Genomic DNA, 18686 nt, shown 5'->3' with positions numbered 1-18686 from the left:
CCCGGTGACGGTCGAATTCGACAGCGTCTCGTTCACGGTCTCATTCCACGTATTCGATGAGTTCGATGCCCCATCCTTCCGGATCCTCGATAAACGCCACGCGAACGCCGAGATCCTCGAGCGTCTCCGGATCGCCGGTAATCAGGCTGTCATCGAGTCGGTCGACGGTCGCGTCGACGTCCTCGACGGCCAGAGCAATATGTTCGAAATCGCCGGTTTCGACTGGCTCGTCGGATTCGACGAGTTGAATAGCGGCATCGTCGTCCACCGTCGGATCGGAATGTCCGATGAAGACGTTCCGCGTCCCGTCATCCGTTTCGAACGAGCGGACGACCTCAAAATCGACCAGTTCTTCGTAGAACGCAACGCTTCCCTCGATGTCGGATGCGCGAATCGCCGTGTGCTGGTGTGTCATCATCTATCCGGTCGCCGATGAGGTACAAAAAGTCTCCGGATTGGAGTATCCGTCTGCTGTAGTGGTTCCCCTCCTGATCGTATCAGAGAACTATTCTGAAGACGCAGAAAGCGCGGGACTGCTGTCGACTTCGACGTCTCGAACGCGAAACGTCACTCGGTGTCGACTTCGATGTCCCGGATGTGAAACACCACTCGGGTTTCGAGGGCGAAGATCGAAAAACACGCACTCGAGAATTTCCCGATTTATCGAACCTCGCTCACTCGCCGACTACGGGGTTCGTGAGCGTGCCGATTCCCTCGATCTCCGCCTCGCAGACCTGTCCCGGCTCGAGCAGGTCAACGGGGTCGCGGAAGATTCCGACACCGCCCGGCGTCCCCGTGGAGATGACGTCTCCCGGTCGAAGGGTCATATTCTGGCTGATGTACGATACCAGTTCGGGCACGTCGAAGATAAACTGCTCCGTATTCGAGACCTGTTTCGTGTCTCCGTCGACGCGTAACGCTACGTCGACGGTGTTGGGGTCGTAGTCGTCGCCGGCGACTAGCGTCGGACCCATCGGGGAGAAGGTGTCGTAGCTTTTTCCCCGGAAGAACTGGCCGTCGGAGAACTGCGCGTCCCGTCCGCTCACGTCGTTGAGGACCGTGTATCCGGCAATGTGATCCGAGACCTCGTCTTCATCGATGTTCTTCGCCGTCCGGCCGATGACCGCGGCGAGCTCGACTTCGTAGTCGACCTGTTCGCCCTCGGGATGGACGATCGGACTGTTCGGGTTCGTGACCGTTGTCGGGGCTTTCGAGAACAGGAGCGGTTCTTCGGGAATCGGTTCGTCTTGTTCTTCGGCGTGATCGCGATAGTTGAGCCCGGCACAGACGATCTTCGATGGACACGGGACCGGTGCCAGCAGGTTCACATCGTCGGGGTTGACCCGTGAGCACGTCCCGTTCTGGACGGCATCCCGTAACTGGTCAAGGTACCGTTGGTTCGTGAGGTCCTGGTAGGACGGCGTCCCAACCGGAAGGTCGGCCAGCGCGTGAATTTCTCCGTCGGTTTTGATTCCCCAGGTGGGGTCGGAACCGCCATTGTATCGAACGAATTGCATCGATCAAAAAAGGTCAACCCAACCACTTAAGTATTGAGGTTGGTTGCCCAGCGATTGGGCGGCGCGGAATCCCTCTTCGCAGCGATTGAACGCTTTCGCGGCGATTGGACGACGCGAAATCTCCACCTTCGATATCCGTCTCGGTTCGATCGATCTGGGTCATATTTATTACTGAACCGTCCCAGCGTTAGCGTATGGATTCGAACCCATCTAGGAGTTCACTTGCGGTCCCGGAAGAGTCGGTTCGCGAGGCATGTGGCGAAACCCCGCTGCCGGAACTGGGACTCATCGAACAGGTGTGGGAGACAGACCCGATTCCGCGGGAACGTATCGCCGAACGCGCGGCGGAAGCCTTCGGCTCGCTGCCGCTCGAGAACGTTCCCGACGGCGGCGAAATCGCACTCGGCGTCGGGAGCCGCGGGATCGCGAACCTCGAGACTATCGTTTCCGGGGTCGTTGACGAAGCCACAGATCGCGGATACGAGCCGTTCGTGTTCCCGGCGATGGGCAGTCACGGCGGGGCCTCCGCCGAGGGCCAACGCGAGATGTTGGCCGACCTCGGCGTGTCGGAGTCGACCGTCGGGTGCGAGATCCGATCCAGCATGGAGGTCATCGAAGTCGGACGGACGGCTGAACGCGACGTCCCGGTCGTTGCGGATGCCAACGCCGTTGGGGCCGACGCCATCGTCCCGATAAACCGCGTAAAGCCCCACACCGACTTCGACGGCACGGTCGAGAGCGGTCTCTCGAAGATGCTCGTCATCGGTGTAGGCAAGCAACGCGGGGCCAAGATCGCTCACGACTGGGCGGTCGACTGGTCACTCCGCCACATGATCCCCGAGATCACCGAACAGTTACTCGCCGAACTTCCCGTCGTCGGCGGGGTTGCGATCCTCGAGGATCAGCGTGACGACACCACCCTCCTCGAAGGGGTCCCTCCGGAAGGCTTCCTTGACCGCGAGGAGGAACTCCTCGAAACCGCTTACGACATCATGCCGACGATCCCGTTCCGAGAACTCGATATCCTGGTCCTCGATCGCCAGGGGAAGGACATCAGCGGTCAGGGGATGGACACGAACGTTATCGGCCGCCGGCCGTTTGCGATCCAGGAACCGGAACCGGATCTGCCCGATATCAAACGGATCTACACGCGCGGGCTCACCGAGACGACACACGGCAACGCGATGGGAATGGGTTCGGCTGACTTCGTCCATGCGGATCTGCTCGAGGAAATCGACATGCCGACTACGCTCATCAACGCGCTGACGGCCAGTACGACCAGGGGAGTTCGTCTTCCTCCGGCCGTCGAAACCGATCGCGCCGGCCTCATCGCGGCGCTATCGACGATCGGAATCGTCGACCCGGAGACGGTTCGCGTCGTCCGCGCTCCCGACACGATGCACCTCCAACGACTCTACGCCTCGGCGGCACTCGTCGAGGAAGCGCGTGACCGTGACGATCTCCGCGTCGTCGAGGAACCCTCTCCAATCGCCTTCGAATCGGGCGATTTTGCGTCACCCTCACCTCACGAGACTGTTCGCGACGCCACAGATAACGACTGAAGACGGGTCACGCATCGAAATATCGAAATCACGTATCGACTCCATGACGTCGACGACCCCCGTGTGATGAAAAACCGGACGATGAACAGTTCGCTGTCACCCGTCAGATTTCGAGTTCGTCGATAGCGACTCGGCGCTCCTCTTCGGAGGACTGGTAGCTTGCTGCGGTCAGCTGGACCCCTCTTGCCCCGGCGGCGAAGTCCCACGGGAACGGTTCGTCCGCGACCACGTGGCGGATGTACTTCTCCCACTGTACCTTGAACGCGTTTTCGAACTCCTGGTTGTTCGGAACCGTCACCCAGTCGTCGTAGAAGTCGTGTTCTTTCGGCGTGTCCGGGTTCCACTCCGGTTTGGGGGTGTTCGAGTGGTGCTGGGTCTTGCAATCGCGCAGGCCGGCGACGGCAGTGCCCTCCGTCCCGTCGACTTGAATCTCGAGCAGGTCGTCCCGGTTGACGCGGACCGTCCACGAGGAGTTGAGTTGCGCGACGATGTCGTCCTCGAGTTCCATGATGGCGTAGGCGGCGTCGTCAGCCGTCGCCTCGTACTCTTCGCCGTTCTCGTCGACGCGAGTGGGCACGTGAGTCTTCTCGAGGCAGCGCACGGATTCGACCTGTCCGAAGATGTTCTCGAGGACGTAGTTCCAGTGGGAGAACATGTCGTCGATGATCCCGCCGCCGTCCTCCGCGCGGTAGTTCCAGGAGGGTCGCTGGGCCGGCTGAGTGTGACCGGTGAACACCCAGTAGCCGAAATCGATCTGCACCGAAAGGATGTCGCCGAAGAAGTCCTGATCGATCAGCCGCTGGAGTTTCATCAGGCCGGGAAGCCAGAGCTTGTCCTGTACGATACCGTGCTTGCTGTCGCTTCGTTTCGCTTCGCGGGCGACCTCCAGTGCGGTATCGAGGTCACCTGCCAGCGGCTTTTCGCAGTACACATCCTTTCCGGCCTCGATGGCTTTCAGGAGCGCCTCCGGACGCCGCGGGGTGATCTGTGAGTCGAAATAGATCTCATCGTCCCCGTCGAGACACGTCTCCAGGTCGGGGTCGGCGGCCCAACGTTCAACGCCGTGTTCTTCGCTCAGTTCTCGAAGCTTGCGTTCGTTCCGTCCGACAAGCAGCGGGTCCGGCAGCACCCGTTCCCCGCTCGGCAATTCGACACCGCCTTCCTCGCGAATCGCCATGATAGATCGAATGAGATGTTGGTTCGTACCCATTCGGCCGGTCACTCCGTTCATTATTATGCCAATTTCTTGCATAGCTAACTACTCTATTCCTCTGTGAACAGGGGAGTAACAATAGTGTTTCGGTCATACGGAATACAGCCCCGCATTTGCCTGTTCGAACTAGAGAGGCCCCAACGAGCGCGTACAAACCGTTTCTCTCTCGATCGACTGAGTCATCTTGCAGGCCTGTGAATGTCGACAACCAATACATTAATATACGATCTCGGGAAACTCGAGAACATGGATGCGAAAATAGGCTACGTTGGCGTTGACCATCATCACCGCGATCCGTACTTTACCATCGCGAGCGGGCTTGACCTCGATATCACCGCCGTCTGTGAGCCGGGACGTCGGGTGGACGTCGACAACCTTGCTGCGATGGACGATCGGCCGGACGAGATCACGACCGAGAACGACAACGTCGCAGATCTGGTGGCGGGCGCATCGGTGTACGAGGATCCACACCGTCTGACCGCAGAGGCGGACGTCGATGTCGTCTGGATCACGTACCGCAGCGACGAGACGCCGTCGATCGTCGAAAGCGCCGTCGAGAACGGCGTCCACGTGATCAGCGAGAAACCTATCGCGCGGACCGCCGGCGACTTGGAACAAATCGCTCAGAAAGCGAACGACGCCGGCATTACCGTCTCGCCGACGATGTACTACCGGAAGAATCCCGTTGCGATGGAGCTCCGAGACCGAGTCGGTGACGGCTTCTTCGGCGACGTCTGGACCGTCGAGGGACGATTCAACGCCAGTCAGCTTTCGTATCGGAACACCGACCACTACCTCTACGACCAGGAGACGAGTCGCGGCGGCGCTCTCCAGTGGATCGGTCCGCACTGGGTCGACATGATCCCGTGGGTGCTCGACGATCCGATTGCTCGAGTGAACGCCGAGTTCCACGACGCGGAGAACGCTGACGTCGACGCCGGAGCGGTGCTCCAGTTCGAGACCCAAGACGGGACGCTGGGAACATACCACACCGGGTACTATCTCAGCGACCGGGGCAAGGACACGCACCTCGGGCTCTACGGAACCGATGCCCAGGCCCTGACGCCGCTTCACCACGATTCCCTCCAGCACGAGCCGACGATCCCGCTCGAGATCACGTCGGGAGATCCGGAGTGGTCGGCCGCTCCCAAGCGGACTACTGAGTTCGAATTCACCTACGACCGCTTCCCAGCGTGGGGCGATTTCGTCCAGGACTACTTCGAAGCGTATTTCGAGGGATACGAGACTGGCGACGTCCCGGCGACGGTCGACGACGCTGTCCAGCTCCTTCGGGTCCTCGACGCGGCGTACGAATCTGGCGAACAGGGCGGTTGGGTCGACGTTGTAAACTGAATTCGGCAGCAACGCGCGATCTCTTGCCTCGTTTTCTCGTCTCACCTCTTCCCCTCGCTTCGTTTTCTCGCCACACGTTTCTTCTGACTACTACGTCAACGGTCCATCCGGAGTTGACGGCGTCTTTCGCCATTCGACCGCTGTGATTCACACCGGACCGCGTCCGTTTGCCTACTGTGATTCACCGGGCCGTATCCGTTCGTCTACCATGAACTTTATATGCGTCGCCTCAGATATAGGCGTATGGTCCATGAAAAGGGTTCGAAAACGCTTCAGACGACCGCGACGTCGATAGACATACTCAACGTCCTCGAAGAGACTAACGGTGCCAGGGTCACGGAGATCGCGGATCGAATGGAGACGTCGAAGAGCACTGTTCACGGTCACTTAGCCACGTTAGCGTCGAAGCACTTCGTGATTCAGCGAGGCGATTTCTACTATCTCGGTCCGGAACTCCTGCGACTGGGAAACCAGGTCCGGACCCGCAAAGAAGGGTTCGTTCTCGCACGCGAGTTCACTGAGCGTCTGTACGACGAGGTCGGACTTCGGTCGATATTCGCCGTGGAGATGGGTGGCAAAGCGGTCTTCATCCACACGGCGTCGGGAAAGAAGACGGGCTGGACCCACGAACGTCTCGGAAACCGATTACATCTCCACAACACCGCCGTCGGAAAGGCTATCCTTTCAGAAATGCCGAAATCGAGGGTCGAACAGGTCCTCGACGAGTGGGGGATGCCTGCAGAGACGGAAAATACGATCACCGACCGAGAAGCGCTCTTCGACGAACTGTCCGAGATACGAGAACGAGGATACGCCGTCAACGGTGCCGAGAACTTCCGGGAACTCCACGCCATCGGCGTCGCGGCAACTCAGCAGTCGGGGAACGTAATCGGCGGCTTCAGCGTCACCGGATCGGAGCACTCGTTAACCGGTTCGGGCAGGCCGGAACGACTCGCGGACAAAGTCACGAAGATAGTCAACGAGTACGAACTCGAACTCGCGCTCGCGTAGAGACGTTTCAGCGTAGACTACGAATCTGATAAAACTTGTATTCGTCAGACGCGAACTTTATCTGTTTGCTGCTAGAATAACAGGCTTAGGGTTGTTATACTATAACTATATTCGGGGTCGAACCTATTTGCAACTATTATTTATCGCTACTGTATAAACTCGAGTTTGAATTCAAGCAACCCTCCACTTGGTATGCACCATGTATTCGACAACACCTGTAGCTGATGACATTTCATCTCCAGGAATTTCACGTATCTGTTAGCGAAATAACGGGGTTAGTTCTGTTATTTCGTGGCGTATTCGTTGACCTCTCCCAAGTATAACTAAAGATCATCTAGTAGGCACGAATCCGACTTCAAACCCGTCTACAGGGGTCATTTACCGTGAGTTACAAACGAAGTAACGATCGTGAATCGCGCTGTTCGTACCGTACGAACTTTATATATGGGCTGGGGGTCATAGGTTCGGTTCTATAGTTACGACTGAACCTAGCTCACACCCATCGTACAGCCTTCGTGCGATTAGGCGTGTAGTGACTTCCGTAGCTGTTCACTCGAATTCGAATTCAAATACTCGTCACCGGAAAATTCTCGCTGATCTACTCGAACTGAAGCGAAAGCCAATTCGGAAGCGCCGAATCACTTATCGTGAAAATTCGTCCAAACCGGATGTCGAAGACAGTAACGGAACGACTGTGTCAAACCGATCCTTTCGAAATCGCCACGCATCTCGGAGTAAATTACGCGTGACGCGGGAAGGCCATTAGCTCGAAGTGATCGCAGGAACTCCATCACGGCTCGAGAAACGGATTCACCGCTGTGATCGGGGTCTGGCTTTCTCAGTTACAACGTCCTTCGTTAGCGAAACGACAGAATCAAAACGGCTTCTGACATAAACAATAATGTTTATATGGTGGTGATGTTATGACGTAGCATATGCCTGGTCGAGAACCAAGTGGTGCAGAAGAGCAGATCGTCGGGGACTTAGACCGCGTACTTCCGGGGAATATCGATCGACGAAAATTCCTGCGTGGGTCGCTCGGTGCTATCGGCGCCACGATGTTAGCTGGCTGTTCTGGCGACGCCGGCGGCGGTGGGACCGTCTTTACGGCCCCCTGGAAACAGGAACCGTCGTGGGGCGCTATTCACGTCGCCGAGGGCAAAGGCTACTGGGAGGACGAAGGCGTGTCCGACATCGACGGGAGGGAGGGCAACGGGTCCGACACGGAGTCCCAACAGATCGGTATCGGAAACAAGGAAATGGGGATCACCGACCTGTCGACGGCTATCAGTGTCATCCCCGCCACCCAGGATACCGAACAGTTGGATATGAAAATGGTCGCAATGGCGCGGAGTCGGCCACTGCTGTCGCTCATCTGGCGCACGGACGAGGTCGAAGACGAAACCGATATCGCCGGGAAAGATGTCCTGGCAGCGTCCGGGTTTGCGGCGACGACTTGGGATATCTACCCCGATCTCGTGGGCGTCGACCCGTCCAAGGTGAATATCGAGGAGGGAACGGAAGAGGTTGCAGCCGCGAGGCTCGCCAACAACGACGTCCAGGCGGTGTGGGGCTCGATTGACCTGCTTCCGGCCTACGAGGCAGAGGTTGACGTTGAGCTCGGTGTAGAACCGTTGACCGGGTTCGGTCCGTTCTACGGTAACCCCATCTGGGTCAACGGCGAGTGGTACGACAACAAGGACGACAACGTAGAGTACATGTCGAATGTCATCACTGGGTACTTCAAGGCGCTGAAGTGGAGTCTGCTCAATCAGGAGGAGTACCTAGATTACCTTCAGAACGAGGTGAACACCAACCTTCAGACGTGGACAGAGGACGAACTGGTAGGCCAGCACTCGATTCTCGCCGCTCAAGCGGTTTCGCTCGAGGTGAAAGAGGAGGGTCTCGGCTACTTCACCGGGGACGGCGTGCAGTTCAGTCTCGACAATCTTGGTCCGGGACTCGTCGATGACCCGGACACGCTCCCGTCGGCGGACGAACTACACGATCTGGAACCGTGGGAGGAGTCCGAGAAGGTCACCTTCAGCGACGACGAGTGGAACCAGCTCTCGGAAACCGCGGGTGAATACTGGAGCCTCTTCGAAGAGGCCGAAAAGGACAACTGAGGACCGCTCTCGGAGCGAACGATCGTTCCTATCGATAGACGTGTTACGGTAGCACCGATCCGGTCGGTGGTACTCAGTAGTCACTCCTTCGAGATCGTTTGCGGCTGGGTGAATCAGTTACATTTATACGATTCAAAAATGATCCCTGTGATAGAGAATGAATAACAAAACTGCGGGAGAATCCCGAAGCCCCGAAGCCGGTTCTTCGGATCAGATGATAACGTACGATAGTGTGAACAAGATATACGGGACCGACCCGGCTGAGGAGTCAGTGACGGCACTGCAGGACATCAACCTCGATATCGAGCGCGGCGAGTTCGTGTCCGTGGTCGGCCCCTCGGGGTGTGGCAAGTCCACGCTGTTACATCTCGCCGCGGGTATCCTGGAGCCGACGGATGGGACCATCGAAATCAACGGCGTCGACGTCCAGAGCCCCCAACACGCGCGCAACGAGGTCGGACTCGTGTTCCAGCATCCCGTCGCCCTTCAGTGGCGAACGGTGAAAAAGAACATTCTACTTCCCGTCCAGATCCTCAAGGAGAACGGGGCGATCGACGGCGACATGGACGAGTACCGCGAGCGCGCCGAGGAACTCATCTCGCTCGTGGGACTCGAGGGTTTCGGCGACTCGTATCCGAACGAACTCTCGGGCGGAATGCAACAGCGGGTCACGATCAGTCAGTCGTTGATCTACAACCCCTCGGTCCTCCTGATGGACGAACCGTTCGGGTCGCTCGACGCGATGACGAAGGACGAACTCAACCTCGAACTGCTTCGCATCTGGCGCGAGACCGAGAAGACGGTGCTGTTCATCACTCACGACCTGGACGAAGCGGTGTTCCTCTCCGATCGGGTCGTGGTCCTCTCGCCCCGACCCGGTCAGGTTGCCGACGACATCGAGATCGACCTTGAGCGACCGCGCAACGAAGACACCCGTGGAACGGAACGATTCGTCGAACTGTCAGCCAAACTCCACCGCCATTTCAAGAACCTTAAATGATCGCAAAAGCCGCACGAAAACTCGGTATCGACGTCTCGAAGGCCGGGTGGCTCACAGTTGAGAACACCCGCTGGAGGCGCTGGTCGTTGTCGGGCTTGGGAATCGTTTTTTTCCTCGCGTTCTGGGAGGCCGGCACGACCCTTCTGGGGCTCAATCCGAGGTACTTTCCGGGTCCCGTCGACGTCGTGAATGAACTCGCACGGATCTGGTCACCGATCGTGAGCGTGTTACCGAACACGATCTCTGCGGCCCTCGTTGGCTACCTCATCGCGCTCGCACTCTCGATCATCATCGCGATGCCACTGGTCGCCAACGAGCGGCTCATGAACGCGCTGATGCCGTTCATCATCGGGACGAACACCGTTCCCCGTATCGCGTTGACGCCGCTGGTTATCTACTGGGTGAGCTTCTTCACCCTTACCGGGTTGGCGATGGCGAATTACATCATGGCGGTATGGGTGGCGTTCTTCCCGATGTTGATCGCCGCTATCGACGGGTTCCGGGATCTCGACGAAGAGACCGAAAACATGCTCGAGGTCTACGGCGCGACGACCTGGCAGGAGTTCAAGTACGTTCGTTTCAAGAAGGGACTCCCGTTCATCTTCGACGGCATGAAGATCGGATTCATCCTGGCGATGATCGGGGCCGTCGTCGGCGAGTTCGTCAGCGGGACCCCCGGCATCGGTTCGATGGCGTCCTCCGCGATCGGCCGGAACAGTATCTCGCGGGCGTTCGCGATCGTCCTCATCGCCGGATTCATCAGCACCGGCGTGGTGCTGGCCGTCTATCTCATCGAGAGCCGCGTCATCTTCTGGCGCGAATCCTCGATCATGGGTGACAGCTAACCATGTCGATCAAATCGAACCAACAGCTTTGGAAAACACAGCGGTGGATCAAGCGACAGCTCCCGACGCTCCTGACGCTCGTCGGCATGGTCGTCCTCTGGGAGGTGATCGCGCGCGTCATCGGCAACAACCGCATCTTCGCCAGCGTCGGGTACACCAGACGACAGCTGATGGCGGAGATAGATACCGTTCTCATCAAGGTCACGGAGACGTTCACGTCCGTCATCGTCGCGTTCGTCATCGCCGTCTTCGTCGGGGTCTTACTGGGCGTCGTAATCGCCGAAGTATTCGCGCTCCGGCAAATGACTATGCCGCTGGTGATCTTCGCGTATGCGGTCCCGCACCCGGTCCTGGCACCGATGTTCATTATCTGGTTTCTGGTCGCCGGCGACATCGTGTTGTTCACCTTCACCGGTCCCTCGGCGTACCTGCTCGATTCCGTCACCGCCGAACAGGCGACGCAGACTGTCGCTATCAGCGGCGTTACGACGTTTGGTGCCTGGGTCGGCTTCTTCCCCGTCTTCATCAACACCATCACCGGGATGAACGAACTCGAAGATCGTTTCGAGCATCTGGGAACCGTACTCGGGGCGACCAGATGGCAGATGGTCAAGTACTTCCGGTTCTGGCGCGCCTTGCCGAACATCACGAGCAGCATGAAGTCCACGGTACAACTCTCTATCGTGGGGGTCATCGTCGCCGAGTTCATCGCCTCCTCGCAGGGGATCGGCTATCAGATCGTCCTGGCGTGGAAGAGCGCATCGCTCGGGTACATGTTCGGCGTCGTCCTCGTCATCATGTTCGGTTCCTACCTGTTCTATCAGATCGTCGTCTGGACGTTGAAGGTCGTGACGCCTCCGGGGTCGGTCTGACTTTCTCCCGATTCGTGAAACGGCGCTGAGCGCGGATTTCGGATACGAATCAGTGCTACGGAGCTTCTTCCCTACGAACGCCGTGATTTCACCGCTGAGGAAGAACATCTCCACAGCGTTTGCTGACGAGGGCTCCGATTTCGATGCAGAACAGTGTTGAGCAGATACCGATCGTATATGAATTATTATATTTCCTGCTCAAAAATAATTCATGCAGGCGGCACTGTCTAGTTCTGAACCTCCTCGGCTGGCGTATTTCCATCGAGCGGTTGATGCGGTCTGTGATGGCTGTAGTAATGCATAAATTGTTCAAGCCACTCGCGGACGCTCGCCCGACTGCCCACCCACGAGTTATGGAAGCGGTCGACACGTATCTTGAGGGTGTGGAACCACTTTTCGATGAGGTTTCGCTCGGTATAGTTGACCCGACCGCCCAGCCCTAAACGAGCGAGGGCAGTCCGGTAACCGAATGATCAACAGGAATTCAGCGTCCGAGAGATCGTGTTTCTCGCGAAGTCCATGCAGAAATGCAGCCGCCGGATCAGTGCCATGCCGACCAAACAACGCTACGTTGAGAATCAGCTTCGTCTCAAGGTCTATTGCAGCATACAACCAAGACCGCTCCCCGTTAATTTTGACCGCAGTCTCATCGACAGCGACCCGCGACGGCGATGCCGTCGGCGGGTCGCACCCGCTGTCAGCCAGCCGATGGACCCTATCTCAAACCGCTCCGTGAGAGCGTTCAACGCCTAATTCAGCGAGAATCGTTGTTGTCTCGCGAAGAGAACAACCAGTCTGATGGAGGCGGACGGCGAACGCCCTGACGGGCGTCGCCGTCCGCTCGTTCTCCCAAGCTTCTTCTAAATCCGCGTCGTAGCTCTCGCTGAGCAGGTCTGCGAGCATTTGATCCAACGAACTCAACGACCTGCTCGTTCCTCAAACTGGCTCAACTAGACAGTGCCATGCAGGCAATACTATCGACGTTCGGTCTCGTCGCAGTCGCACCCGCCTCGTTCGAGGAGTTCGGAAACGGTATACTGGGAGTCACACGCCTCACAGAGAACGTCGACGCTGACGAACAGGTGGTAGTCGTCGAGCGTGATTCGGTCGGTGTCGCGCAACTGGTCCAGGTTCGTTTCGCAGACGGACGAGAGACGCGCCTGAAGGTTGTTGATACTGTCGGCAGTGCGTTCGATCCGGTTCTCGTTGCTCGTCCCTTCGTACTCGGCGCCGCACTCGTTCTGGAGGTACGATCGGATCGCCTGATAGGTGACGAAATCCCGCTCGAGTTGGTCGACGTCGATACCGTTGCGTTCGAGTTGACCCCGCACTTCCGTTCGAACTCCCGCCGTCACCTCGTCCTGCGTCAACAGCCTGTATATGTTGTCGACTTCCCCGTCGAGCGGCGACATGGCCGCCTCGTCCATCGCCGACGCGAGCACCCGGTGGTTAAACTCCTCGGCCAGATCGCGGAGGCTCTTTCGCTCGGACCCGTCGGCGGTCCAGGCCGCCTCGAGTTCTTCGCCGTACTCCCGTCCGAGGTCGTACCTGTCGATGAGTCGCCCTACCTTCGTGTTCGTGGTCCCACCAGCGGCGTCGTTTTCCGGTGCCATTCGCTTGCGTAAGCTAACGGGCCGGTGTAACTTAACGTTGCGATTCGCCACCCTCGTCTCCCGGTCTTATCCTGTTTGTCCAATAGATGTTTTATAATGCACAGGCGATCGGCGTCCAGTGAGACGGGCTCGAGAAGCGAGTCGGTCGTCGAACGAACTTCCGCGACGCTCGCAGAACTGCTAGCGAGTGCTACGCAGCGGAATTCGATGAACATAATTTTCGCGAACGGGACCGAACACTGCGTCTGATAACACGGATTTGAGCTACGATATCGGTGTTGGCGGTTTCACACGATTAAATAGTCTGTAACTTGGGAAAAGCCACACTATATCATTCTACAGATATTTCCTCGAGTTGGAAATTTCCCTATTCTCGTACCGAAACCGAGGCACTCAGCGAGAGCGCGCTGGTCGGAAAGTGGGTTGCTCTCTCAAGAGACAGAGCGTTCTCGACATCGCTCCTCCTGATTACCTCTCGCTGAATTCACCTCTCGCAGAACCGTTCACGATCCTGGCCGTAATCACCGAAAACAACCGTGATACGGGGGAGCAGTTTGTTTCTGATACCAGCGGACAGTCGGCACTGCTGATCGACGGCTAACTCGCGATCCCACCGACTGCGACGTGACTCGGAGAGGCATTCTGTAGGCTGTCATCGCACTGGTGAACCCAGTCCTGAACGACCTTTTGTGACCGTTCCGGACCGAAACAATCGAGACCTCGAATAATATTGCGGATAGATATTTTGAACGAACGCCATCGAATATCGTGCCCCATCAGCTGGTGGGGTGTCATAGGTATTCATCCTTCGTGGTTGCTGCTGAAGAGATGAAAATCTCGAGGCTTCGATCCCGTTTTCAGGGTGTGGAAGGGATCACGATGAACACCCCTTCGCCGAACTGCTCTGGTTCGACGAACGCGGCGAGGGGCCATCTGATCGCGTATCCGTTCACACGATACCGTGGTGCCGAAGAGACTTCGTGTGGAGTCCGTTCCAGTCTCCAGTCATCGGCGGTCGCACACGACGTCCGTTTCGGTGATCGTTTGTCCGAGACCCCGAAACGTCTGGCCATCTTCGAATCTGTACGCCATACCGCTACCTCTCTACCGAACTCCAACGGCCGTCGTGATCTCTCACACGCCCGAAACCGAACGGAAGCGTTATGAACGCGCCCGCCGAAAGCGGCGCGCTCGCGGACGGACTTCGGAAAGAGGAACATCTATAGGACAATCGCGTGAACGTGTCTCCCATGGAGTTTCGCTTCACGGACGAGCAGCGCCAGATCATCGACATGGTCGCGGAGTTCGTCGACGAGGAGGTCGTCCCGATCGCCGACGAGATCGACCACGAGGACGAGTTCCCCCGCAAACTCGTCGACGAACTCGCCGAACTCGGGCTGATGGGGATGCCGTTCCCCGAAGAGTACGGCGGTGCCGGACTCGACTATCACGCCTACCCGGCGGCCCTCGAGGAGATTGCTCGAGGTTCGGGCGGCCTCGGGACGATCGTGGCCGCCCACATTTCGCTCGCGGGGAACATGCTCTACGAATTCGGCGACGAGGCCCAAAAGGAGGAGTACCTCACGCCGCTCGCCGAGGGGACGGATATCGGCGCGTTCGCGCTCTCGGAAGCCGGGGCCGGAAGCGACGTTCCGGCCATGGACACGACGGCCGAACGCGACTCTGCCGAGGGAACCTCGGCTGATCCTGGAGAGGCGACGAGCGCTTCTCGGGACGGTGACGGCTACCGCATCAACGGCGGCAAGCTCTGGATCTCGAACGGGTCGGTCGCAGATACCGTCACGCTGTTCGCGAAGACCGATCGAGACGCGGGGAGCAAGGGGATCTCCTCGTTCGTCGTTCGACCCGAGGAGGACGACGGGTTCATCGTCGAGGGCACGGAGGACAAACTCGGCGACAAGGGCTGTCCGACGGCCGAACTTCGTTTCGACGACCTCTGGATCCCCGAAGAGCGCCGACTGGGAGACGAGGGCGAAGGGTTCGTGCAGGCGCTGAAGACGCTCAACGGCGGGCGAATCACCATCGCGGCCCGCTCGATCGGGATCGCACAGGCGGCGCTGGACGAAGCCACCGCGTACAGCCAGGATCGAGAGCAGTTCGATCAGCCGATCTCCGGGTTCCAGGCGATCCAGCACAAACTGGCGGACATGGATACGAAAACGCGCGCCGCTCGACTGCTCATGCACGACGCGGCCGACAGGAAAATTCGCGGGGAGGACTTCATCAAGGAAGCCGCACAGGCGAAACTCTACGCCAGCGAGGTGAGCCGCGAGGTTGCCAACGAGGGCGTCCAGATCCACGGCGGCTACGGCTACACCAAGGACTTCCCGGCCGAGCGGTTCTACCGCGACGCAAAGCTCAACGAGATCTACGAGGGGACGAGCGAGGTGCTCCGGAACACGATCGCGGCGCAGTTACTGGACTGACCAGAACCGCGGTACTCGATCTTCGAGATCACTCGAGCCAGCGCGCGGTGTTCGCCCGCCAGCGGCGCCTCGAGCAATTCCTAATCAGATCTCATCGTTCGGGTATCGGGTGTCTCCATCGACCCTCATCGCTGTGGCGCGTTCTCGTGAACGAACTCGATCGTCTCCTCGATCGACGTTCCCGGGCCGAAGATGGCCGAGACGCCCTCGTCTTTGAGGGGCTGGCGATCCTCGTCGGGAATGACGCCGCCGACGAGGACGAGCGTGTCCTCCTTCGCCCCGTACTCCTCGAGACCGTCCATGATCTTCGGGACGAGCGTGTCGTGAGCGCCCGAGAGGATGGAGATCCCGAGAACGTCGACGTCCTCCTGGACGGCCGCCTGGACGATCTCCTCAGGCCCCTTGTGCAGGCCGGAGTAAATGACTTCGAACCCGGCGTCGCGGAACGCCCGTGCGATGACGTGTGCCCCGCGGTCGTGACCGTCGAGCCCGACTTTTGCAACCATACACCGGATACTTTGCTGATCGCTGCCAGCACTCATACGGATGCGTTTTACGTATTCCCGTATGGTTCTATCGGAATACCGGATGAAATGCGGTAGATCTTCGCCGGTGAACACTGGGTAGATCGTCTCGCTGGTCGTTCTCCCATTCGGTGAAAAGGATTAATCCCCTCAGTGTCCTTGGTAGCATATGACAATCCGCGAAGCGACCGTCGACGACATCGATGCGATTCAGAACGTGGCAGAGCGGTCCTGGACGCAGGACTATCCCGACATCTTGAGTCGAGAGTCGCTCCAGGAGGGACTCGACGAGTGGTACTCCGAGGAGCGGATCAGGGATTCGATCGTCTGGGCGCGAGCGCTCATGCTGGTCGTCGAACGGCACGACGAGATCGTCGGGTTCGCTCACGCGACCTGGGACACCGACACGACCGAGGGAAACATCCTTCGCGTATACGTTGCACCGGACTACCGCGCCGACGGAATCGGTCGACGGCTACTCGAGGAGACGTGTCACTCCGTTTTCGAGCAGGGGGTCGATCGGGTCAAAGCGATGGTTCTCGACGCCAACGAACTCGGGAAGACCTTCTACAGCGAGTTTGGCTTCGAGAAGGGCGAGGTCGACGAGATACCGATCGGCGGAGACACCTATCAGGAGTGTACGTACGTCCTCGAACGTGAGTCATATACGGAAGAAATCGACGAAGTGGCGTAGTCGCCTCACTCAGACGGGCGAGAGCTCCTCCTGATACGCGCCGTGGTGGTTCTCGAACACCTGCATAATTTCGCCCATCGACACGTACGCTTTCACCGCGTCGACGATGTACGGCATGACGTTCTCTTCGTTCTCGATGGCGTCCGACAGCGCCGATAGCGTCGCGTCGACTTCCTCGTCGTCGCGCTCGTCCTTGACGCGCTCTAGGCGCTCGAGTTGGCGATCGCGTGTCGTCTCGTCGATCTGGAGGATCTCCGGTGCGGTGTCCTCCTCGATGGTGTACTTGTTGACGCCGACGACGACTTCTTCGCCGCGTTCGACGCGTTGCTGGTACTCGTAGCTCGCTTCCCCGATTTCGCGCTGGAAGTAGCCCTGGCTGATGCCGTCGAGGACGCCGTCACGGACCGAACCGTCGCCGATCTCTTTGATATCCTCGATGTAGCCCATGATCTCGGCTTCCATCTCGTTGGTGAGTTTCTCGATAGCGAAACTCCCGCCCATCGGGTCGACGATGTCTGCTGCGCCGGACTCGTCGGCGATAATCTGCTGGGTCCGAAGCGCGACCCGGACCGCCTTCTCGCTCGGGAGCGCCAGCGCCTCGTCGAAGCTGTTCGTGTGCAGCGACTGGGTGCCGCCGAGGACGCCGGCGAGCGCCTGGATGGTGACGCGGGCGATGTTGTTCAACGGCTGCTGTGCGGTCAACGACTGCCCGGCCGTCTGGGTGTGGAACTTCAGTCGCTTCGATTCGGACGCTTCCGCGTCGTACCACTGTTCCATCACGCGGGCGTAGATGCGACGCGACGCGCGGAACTTCGCGATCTCCTCGAAGATGGAGTTGTGCGAGTTGAAGAAAAACGACAGCAGCGGCGCGAACTCGTCGACGTCGAGGCCGCGCTCGAGACAGTCCTCGACGTAGGCGAAACCGTCTGCGAGCGTGAACGCGGCCTCTTGAGCCGCCGTCGAGCCGGCCTCGCGGATGTGGTAGCCCGAGATGGAGACGGGGTGGAACTTCGGCGTCTCGTCGACGGCGAATTCGATGGTATCGGTGACGATCTTCAGCGAAGGTCCCGGCGGAATCACCCACTCCTTCTGGGCGATGAATTCCTTGAGCATGTCGTTCTGGAGGGTCCCTCTGACCTCGTCGCGAGGAACGTCCTGTTGATCGGCCAGCGCGATGTACATCGCGTAGATGACCGCTGCCGAGGGGTTGATGGTGAACGACGTGGAGACTTCGCTGATATCGATCCCGTCGAAGAGGATTTCCATGTCCGCGAGCGTGTCGACGGCGACGCCCTCCTTCCCGACCTCACCCTCGCTCATCGGGTGGTCGGAGTCGATCCCCATCAGCGACGGCATGTCGAACGCCGTCGAGAGGCCGGTCTGGCCCTCGTCGATGAGGTAGTGGAATCGCTCGTTGGTCTCTTCGGCGGTTCCGAAGCCGGCGAACTGGCGCATCGTCCACGTCCGACCGCGGTACATCGTCGGGTACGGCCCGCGCGTGTACGGCGGTTCGCCGGGGAATCCGAGGTCGTCTTCGAAATCGAGATCGGCGATGTCTTCCGGCGTGTAGAGCCGATCAACGTCGTGGTTCGAGACCGTCGCGAATCGATCCTTTCGTTCGCCGTGAGCCTCGAGGGCGGGGTCGAGCGTCTCCTCCTCCCATTGCTCCCGTTGCCCGCGGATCCCCTCGAGCTCCTCTTGATCAAACATTGGTGTGTCTATGAGTGCCAATATTCTAAAGTCTTGTTATCGATCACTCGGATTTCCGCCGTTCGTGACGAAGTCGTTGGTTGATGCACCGTTAAGCACCGCCGGCCGACTCTGCAGTATCCGCGTGCTTTCTCGCGGGTCATCAAGCGATGTTGAGCGACGTGACATCGTGACCACTCTGCGTACCGTCAGGTCGAAA

Annotated in this window: 15 protein-coding genes and 1 pseudogene; 9 read left to right on the top strand and 7 right to left on the bottom strand. The window is 58.8% G+C overall.

The window, feature by feature from the left end:
• Positions 1–40 precede the first annotated feature (40 nt).
• Both DWB23_RS13210 and DWB23_RS13205 read right to left on the bottom strand, forming a co-directional pair.
• Positions 41–418, bottom strand: a complete 378-nt coding sequence (locus DWB23_RS13210; RefSeq protein WP_121743301.1) for a VOC family protein — start codon at positions 416–418, stop codon at positions 41–43.
• Positions 419–674: 256 nt separating this feature from the next.
• Positions 675–1517 carry a fumarylacetoacetate hydrolase family protein gene (locus DWB23_RS13205; protein WP_121743300.1) on the bottom strand — a complete coding sequence of 281 codons (843 nt, stop codon included), beginning with the start codon at positions 1515–1517 and terminating at the stop codon, positions 675–677.
• 194 nt (positions 1518–1711) lie between these two features.
• Here DWB23_RS13205 and DWB23_RS13200 point away from each other — a divergent pair, with 194 nt between their 5' ends.
• Positions 1712–3079, top strand: coding sequence for a nickel pincer cofactor-dependent isomerase, group 22 (locus DWB23_RS13200; protein ID WP_121743299.1), 1368 nt, complete (start codon positions 1712–1714; stop codon positions 3077–3079).
• 103 nt (positions 3080–3182) lie between these two features.
• Here the strand turns inward: DWB23_RS13200 and DWB23_RS13195 are convergent, their stop codons facing one another.
• On the bottom strand, positions 3183–4331 hold the full coding sequence (locus DWB23_RS13195; RefSeq protein WP_121743298.1) for a Gfo/Idh/MocA family protein: 1149 nt from the start codon (positions 4329–4331) through the stop codon (positions 3183–3185).
• Positions 4332–4538: 207 nt separating this feature from the next.
• On the opposite strand from DWB23_RS13195, the gene DWB23_RS13190 reads away from it, so the two are divergent.
• The 6 genes from DWB23_RS13190 (at position 4539) to DWB23_RS13165 (ending at position 11499) form a co-directional block, all read left to right on the top strand.
• Entirely contained in the window at positions 4539–5645 is a 1107-nt protein-coding gene (locus DWB23_RS13190) for a Gfo/Idh/MocA family protein (RefSeq protein WP_121743297.1), read from the top strand.
• 243 nt (positions 5646–5888) lie between these two features.
• Positions 5889–6656 (top strand): IclR family transcriptional regulator, encoded by a 768-nt coding sequence (locus tag DWB23_RS13185; protein ID WP_121743296.1) that lies wholly within the window; start codon positions 5889–5891, stop codon positions 6654–6656.
• Positions 6657–7591: 935 nt separating this feature from the next.
• A complete protein-coding gene (locus tag DWB23_RS13180) occupies positions 7592–8782 on the top strand; it encodes an ABC transporter substrate-binding protein (protein ID WP_121743295.1) in 1191 nt (396 codons plus the stop codon).
• Positions 8783–8939: 157 nt separating this feature from the next.
• On the top strand, positions 8940–9782 hold the full coding sequence (locus DWB23_RS13175; RefSeq protein WP_170972420.1) for an ABC transporter ATP-binding protein: 843 nt from the start codon (positions 8940–8942) through the stop codon (positions 9780–9782).
• 95 nt (positions 9783–9877) lie between these two features.
• The gene (locus tag DWB23_RS13170) at positions 9878–10627 is read left to right on the top strand and encodes an ABC transporter permease (protein ID WP_162989816.1); all 750 of its coding nucleotides are present in this window, start codon (positions 9878–9880) and stop codon (positions 10625–10627) included.
• 2 nt (positions 10628–10629) lie between these two features.
• Complete coding sequence (locus DWB23_RS13165; RefSeq protein WP_121743292.1) at positions 10630–11499, top strand: ABC transporter permease; 870 nt, start codon at positions 10630–10632, stop codon at positions 11497–11499.
• 227 nt (positions 11500–11726) lie between these two features.
• On the opposite strand, the pseudogene DWB23_RS13160 reads toward DWB23_RS13165, so the two are convergent.
• Positions 11727–12402: pseudogene (locus DWB23_RS13160) on the bottom strand (IS6 family transposase).
• 71 nt (positions 12403–12473) lie between these two features.
• Complete coding sequence (gene rdfA / locus DWB23_RS13155) at positions 12474–13112, bottom strand: rod-determining factor RdfA (RefSeq protein WP_121743291.1); 639 nt, start codon at positions 13110–13112, stop codon at positions 12474–12476.
• A 1250-nt stretch (positions 13113–14362) separates the two neighbouring features.
• Between rdfA and DWB23_RS13150 the strand changes: the two genes are divergently transcribed.
• A complete protein-coding gene (locus DWB23_RS13150; RefSeq protein ID WP_121743290.1) occupies positions 14363–15559 on the top strand; it encodes an acyl-CoA dehydrogenase family protein in 1197 nt (398 codons plus the stop codon).
• 125 nt (positions 15560–15684) lie between these two features.
• Here DWB23_RS13150 and DWB23_RS13145 read toward each other — a convergent pair whose 3' ends face one another.
• Positions 15685–16101, bottom strand: coding sequence for a cobalamin B12-binding domain-containing protein (locus DWB23_RS13145; RefSeq protein ID WP_121743289.1), 417 nt, complete (start codon positions 16099–16101; stop codon positions 15685–15687).
• 151 nt (positions 16102–16252) lie between these two features.
• On the opposite strand from DWB23_RS13145, the gene DWB23_RS13140 reads away from it, so the two are divergent.
• Positions 16253–16777 carry a GNAT family N-acetyltransferase gene (locus DWB23_RS13140; protein ID WP_121743288.1) on the top strand — a complete coding sequence of 175 codons (525 nt, stop codon included), beginning with the start codon at positions 16253–16255 and terminating at the stop codon, positions 16775–16777.
• 9 nt (positions 16778–16786) lie between these two features.
• Here DWB23_RS13140 and DWB23_RS13135 read toward each other — a convergent pair whose 3' ends face one another.
• Positions 16787–18487: an acyl-CoA mutase large subunit family protein gene (locus DWB23_RS13135; protein WP_121743287.1), complete on the bottom strand. Its 1701-nt coding sequence runs from the start codon at positions 18485–18487 to the stop codon at positions 16787–16789.
• Positions 18488–18686 lie beyond the last annotated feature (199 nt).

Source organism: Natronorubrum halophilum, from assembly GCF_003670115.1.
Taxonomy (GTDB): Archaea; Halobacteriota; Halobacteria; order Halobacteriales; family Natrialbaceae; genus Natronorubrum; species Natronorubrum halophilum.
This window is presented reverse-complemented; position numbering and strand designations above follow the sequence as displayed.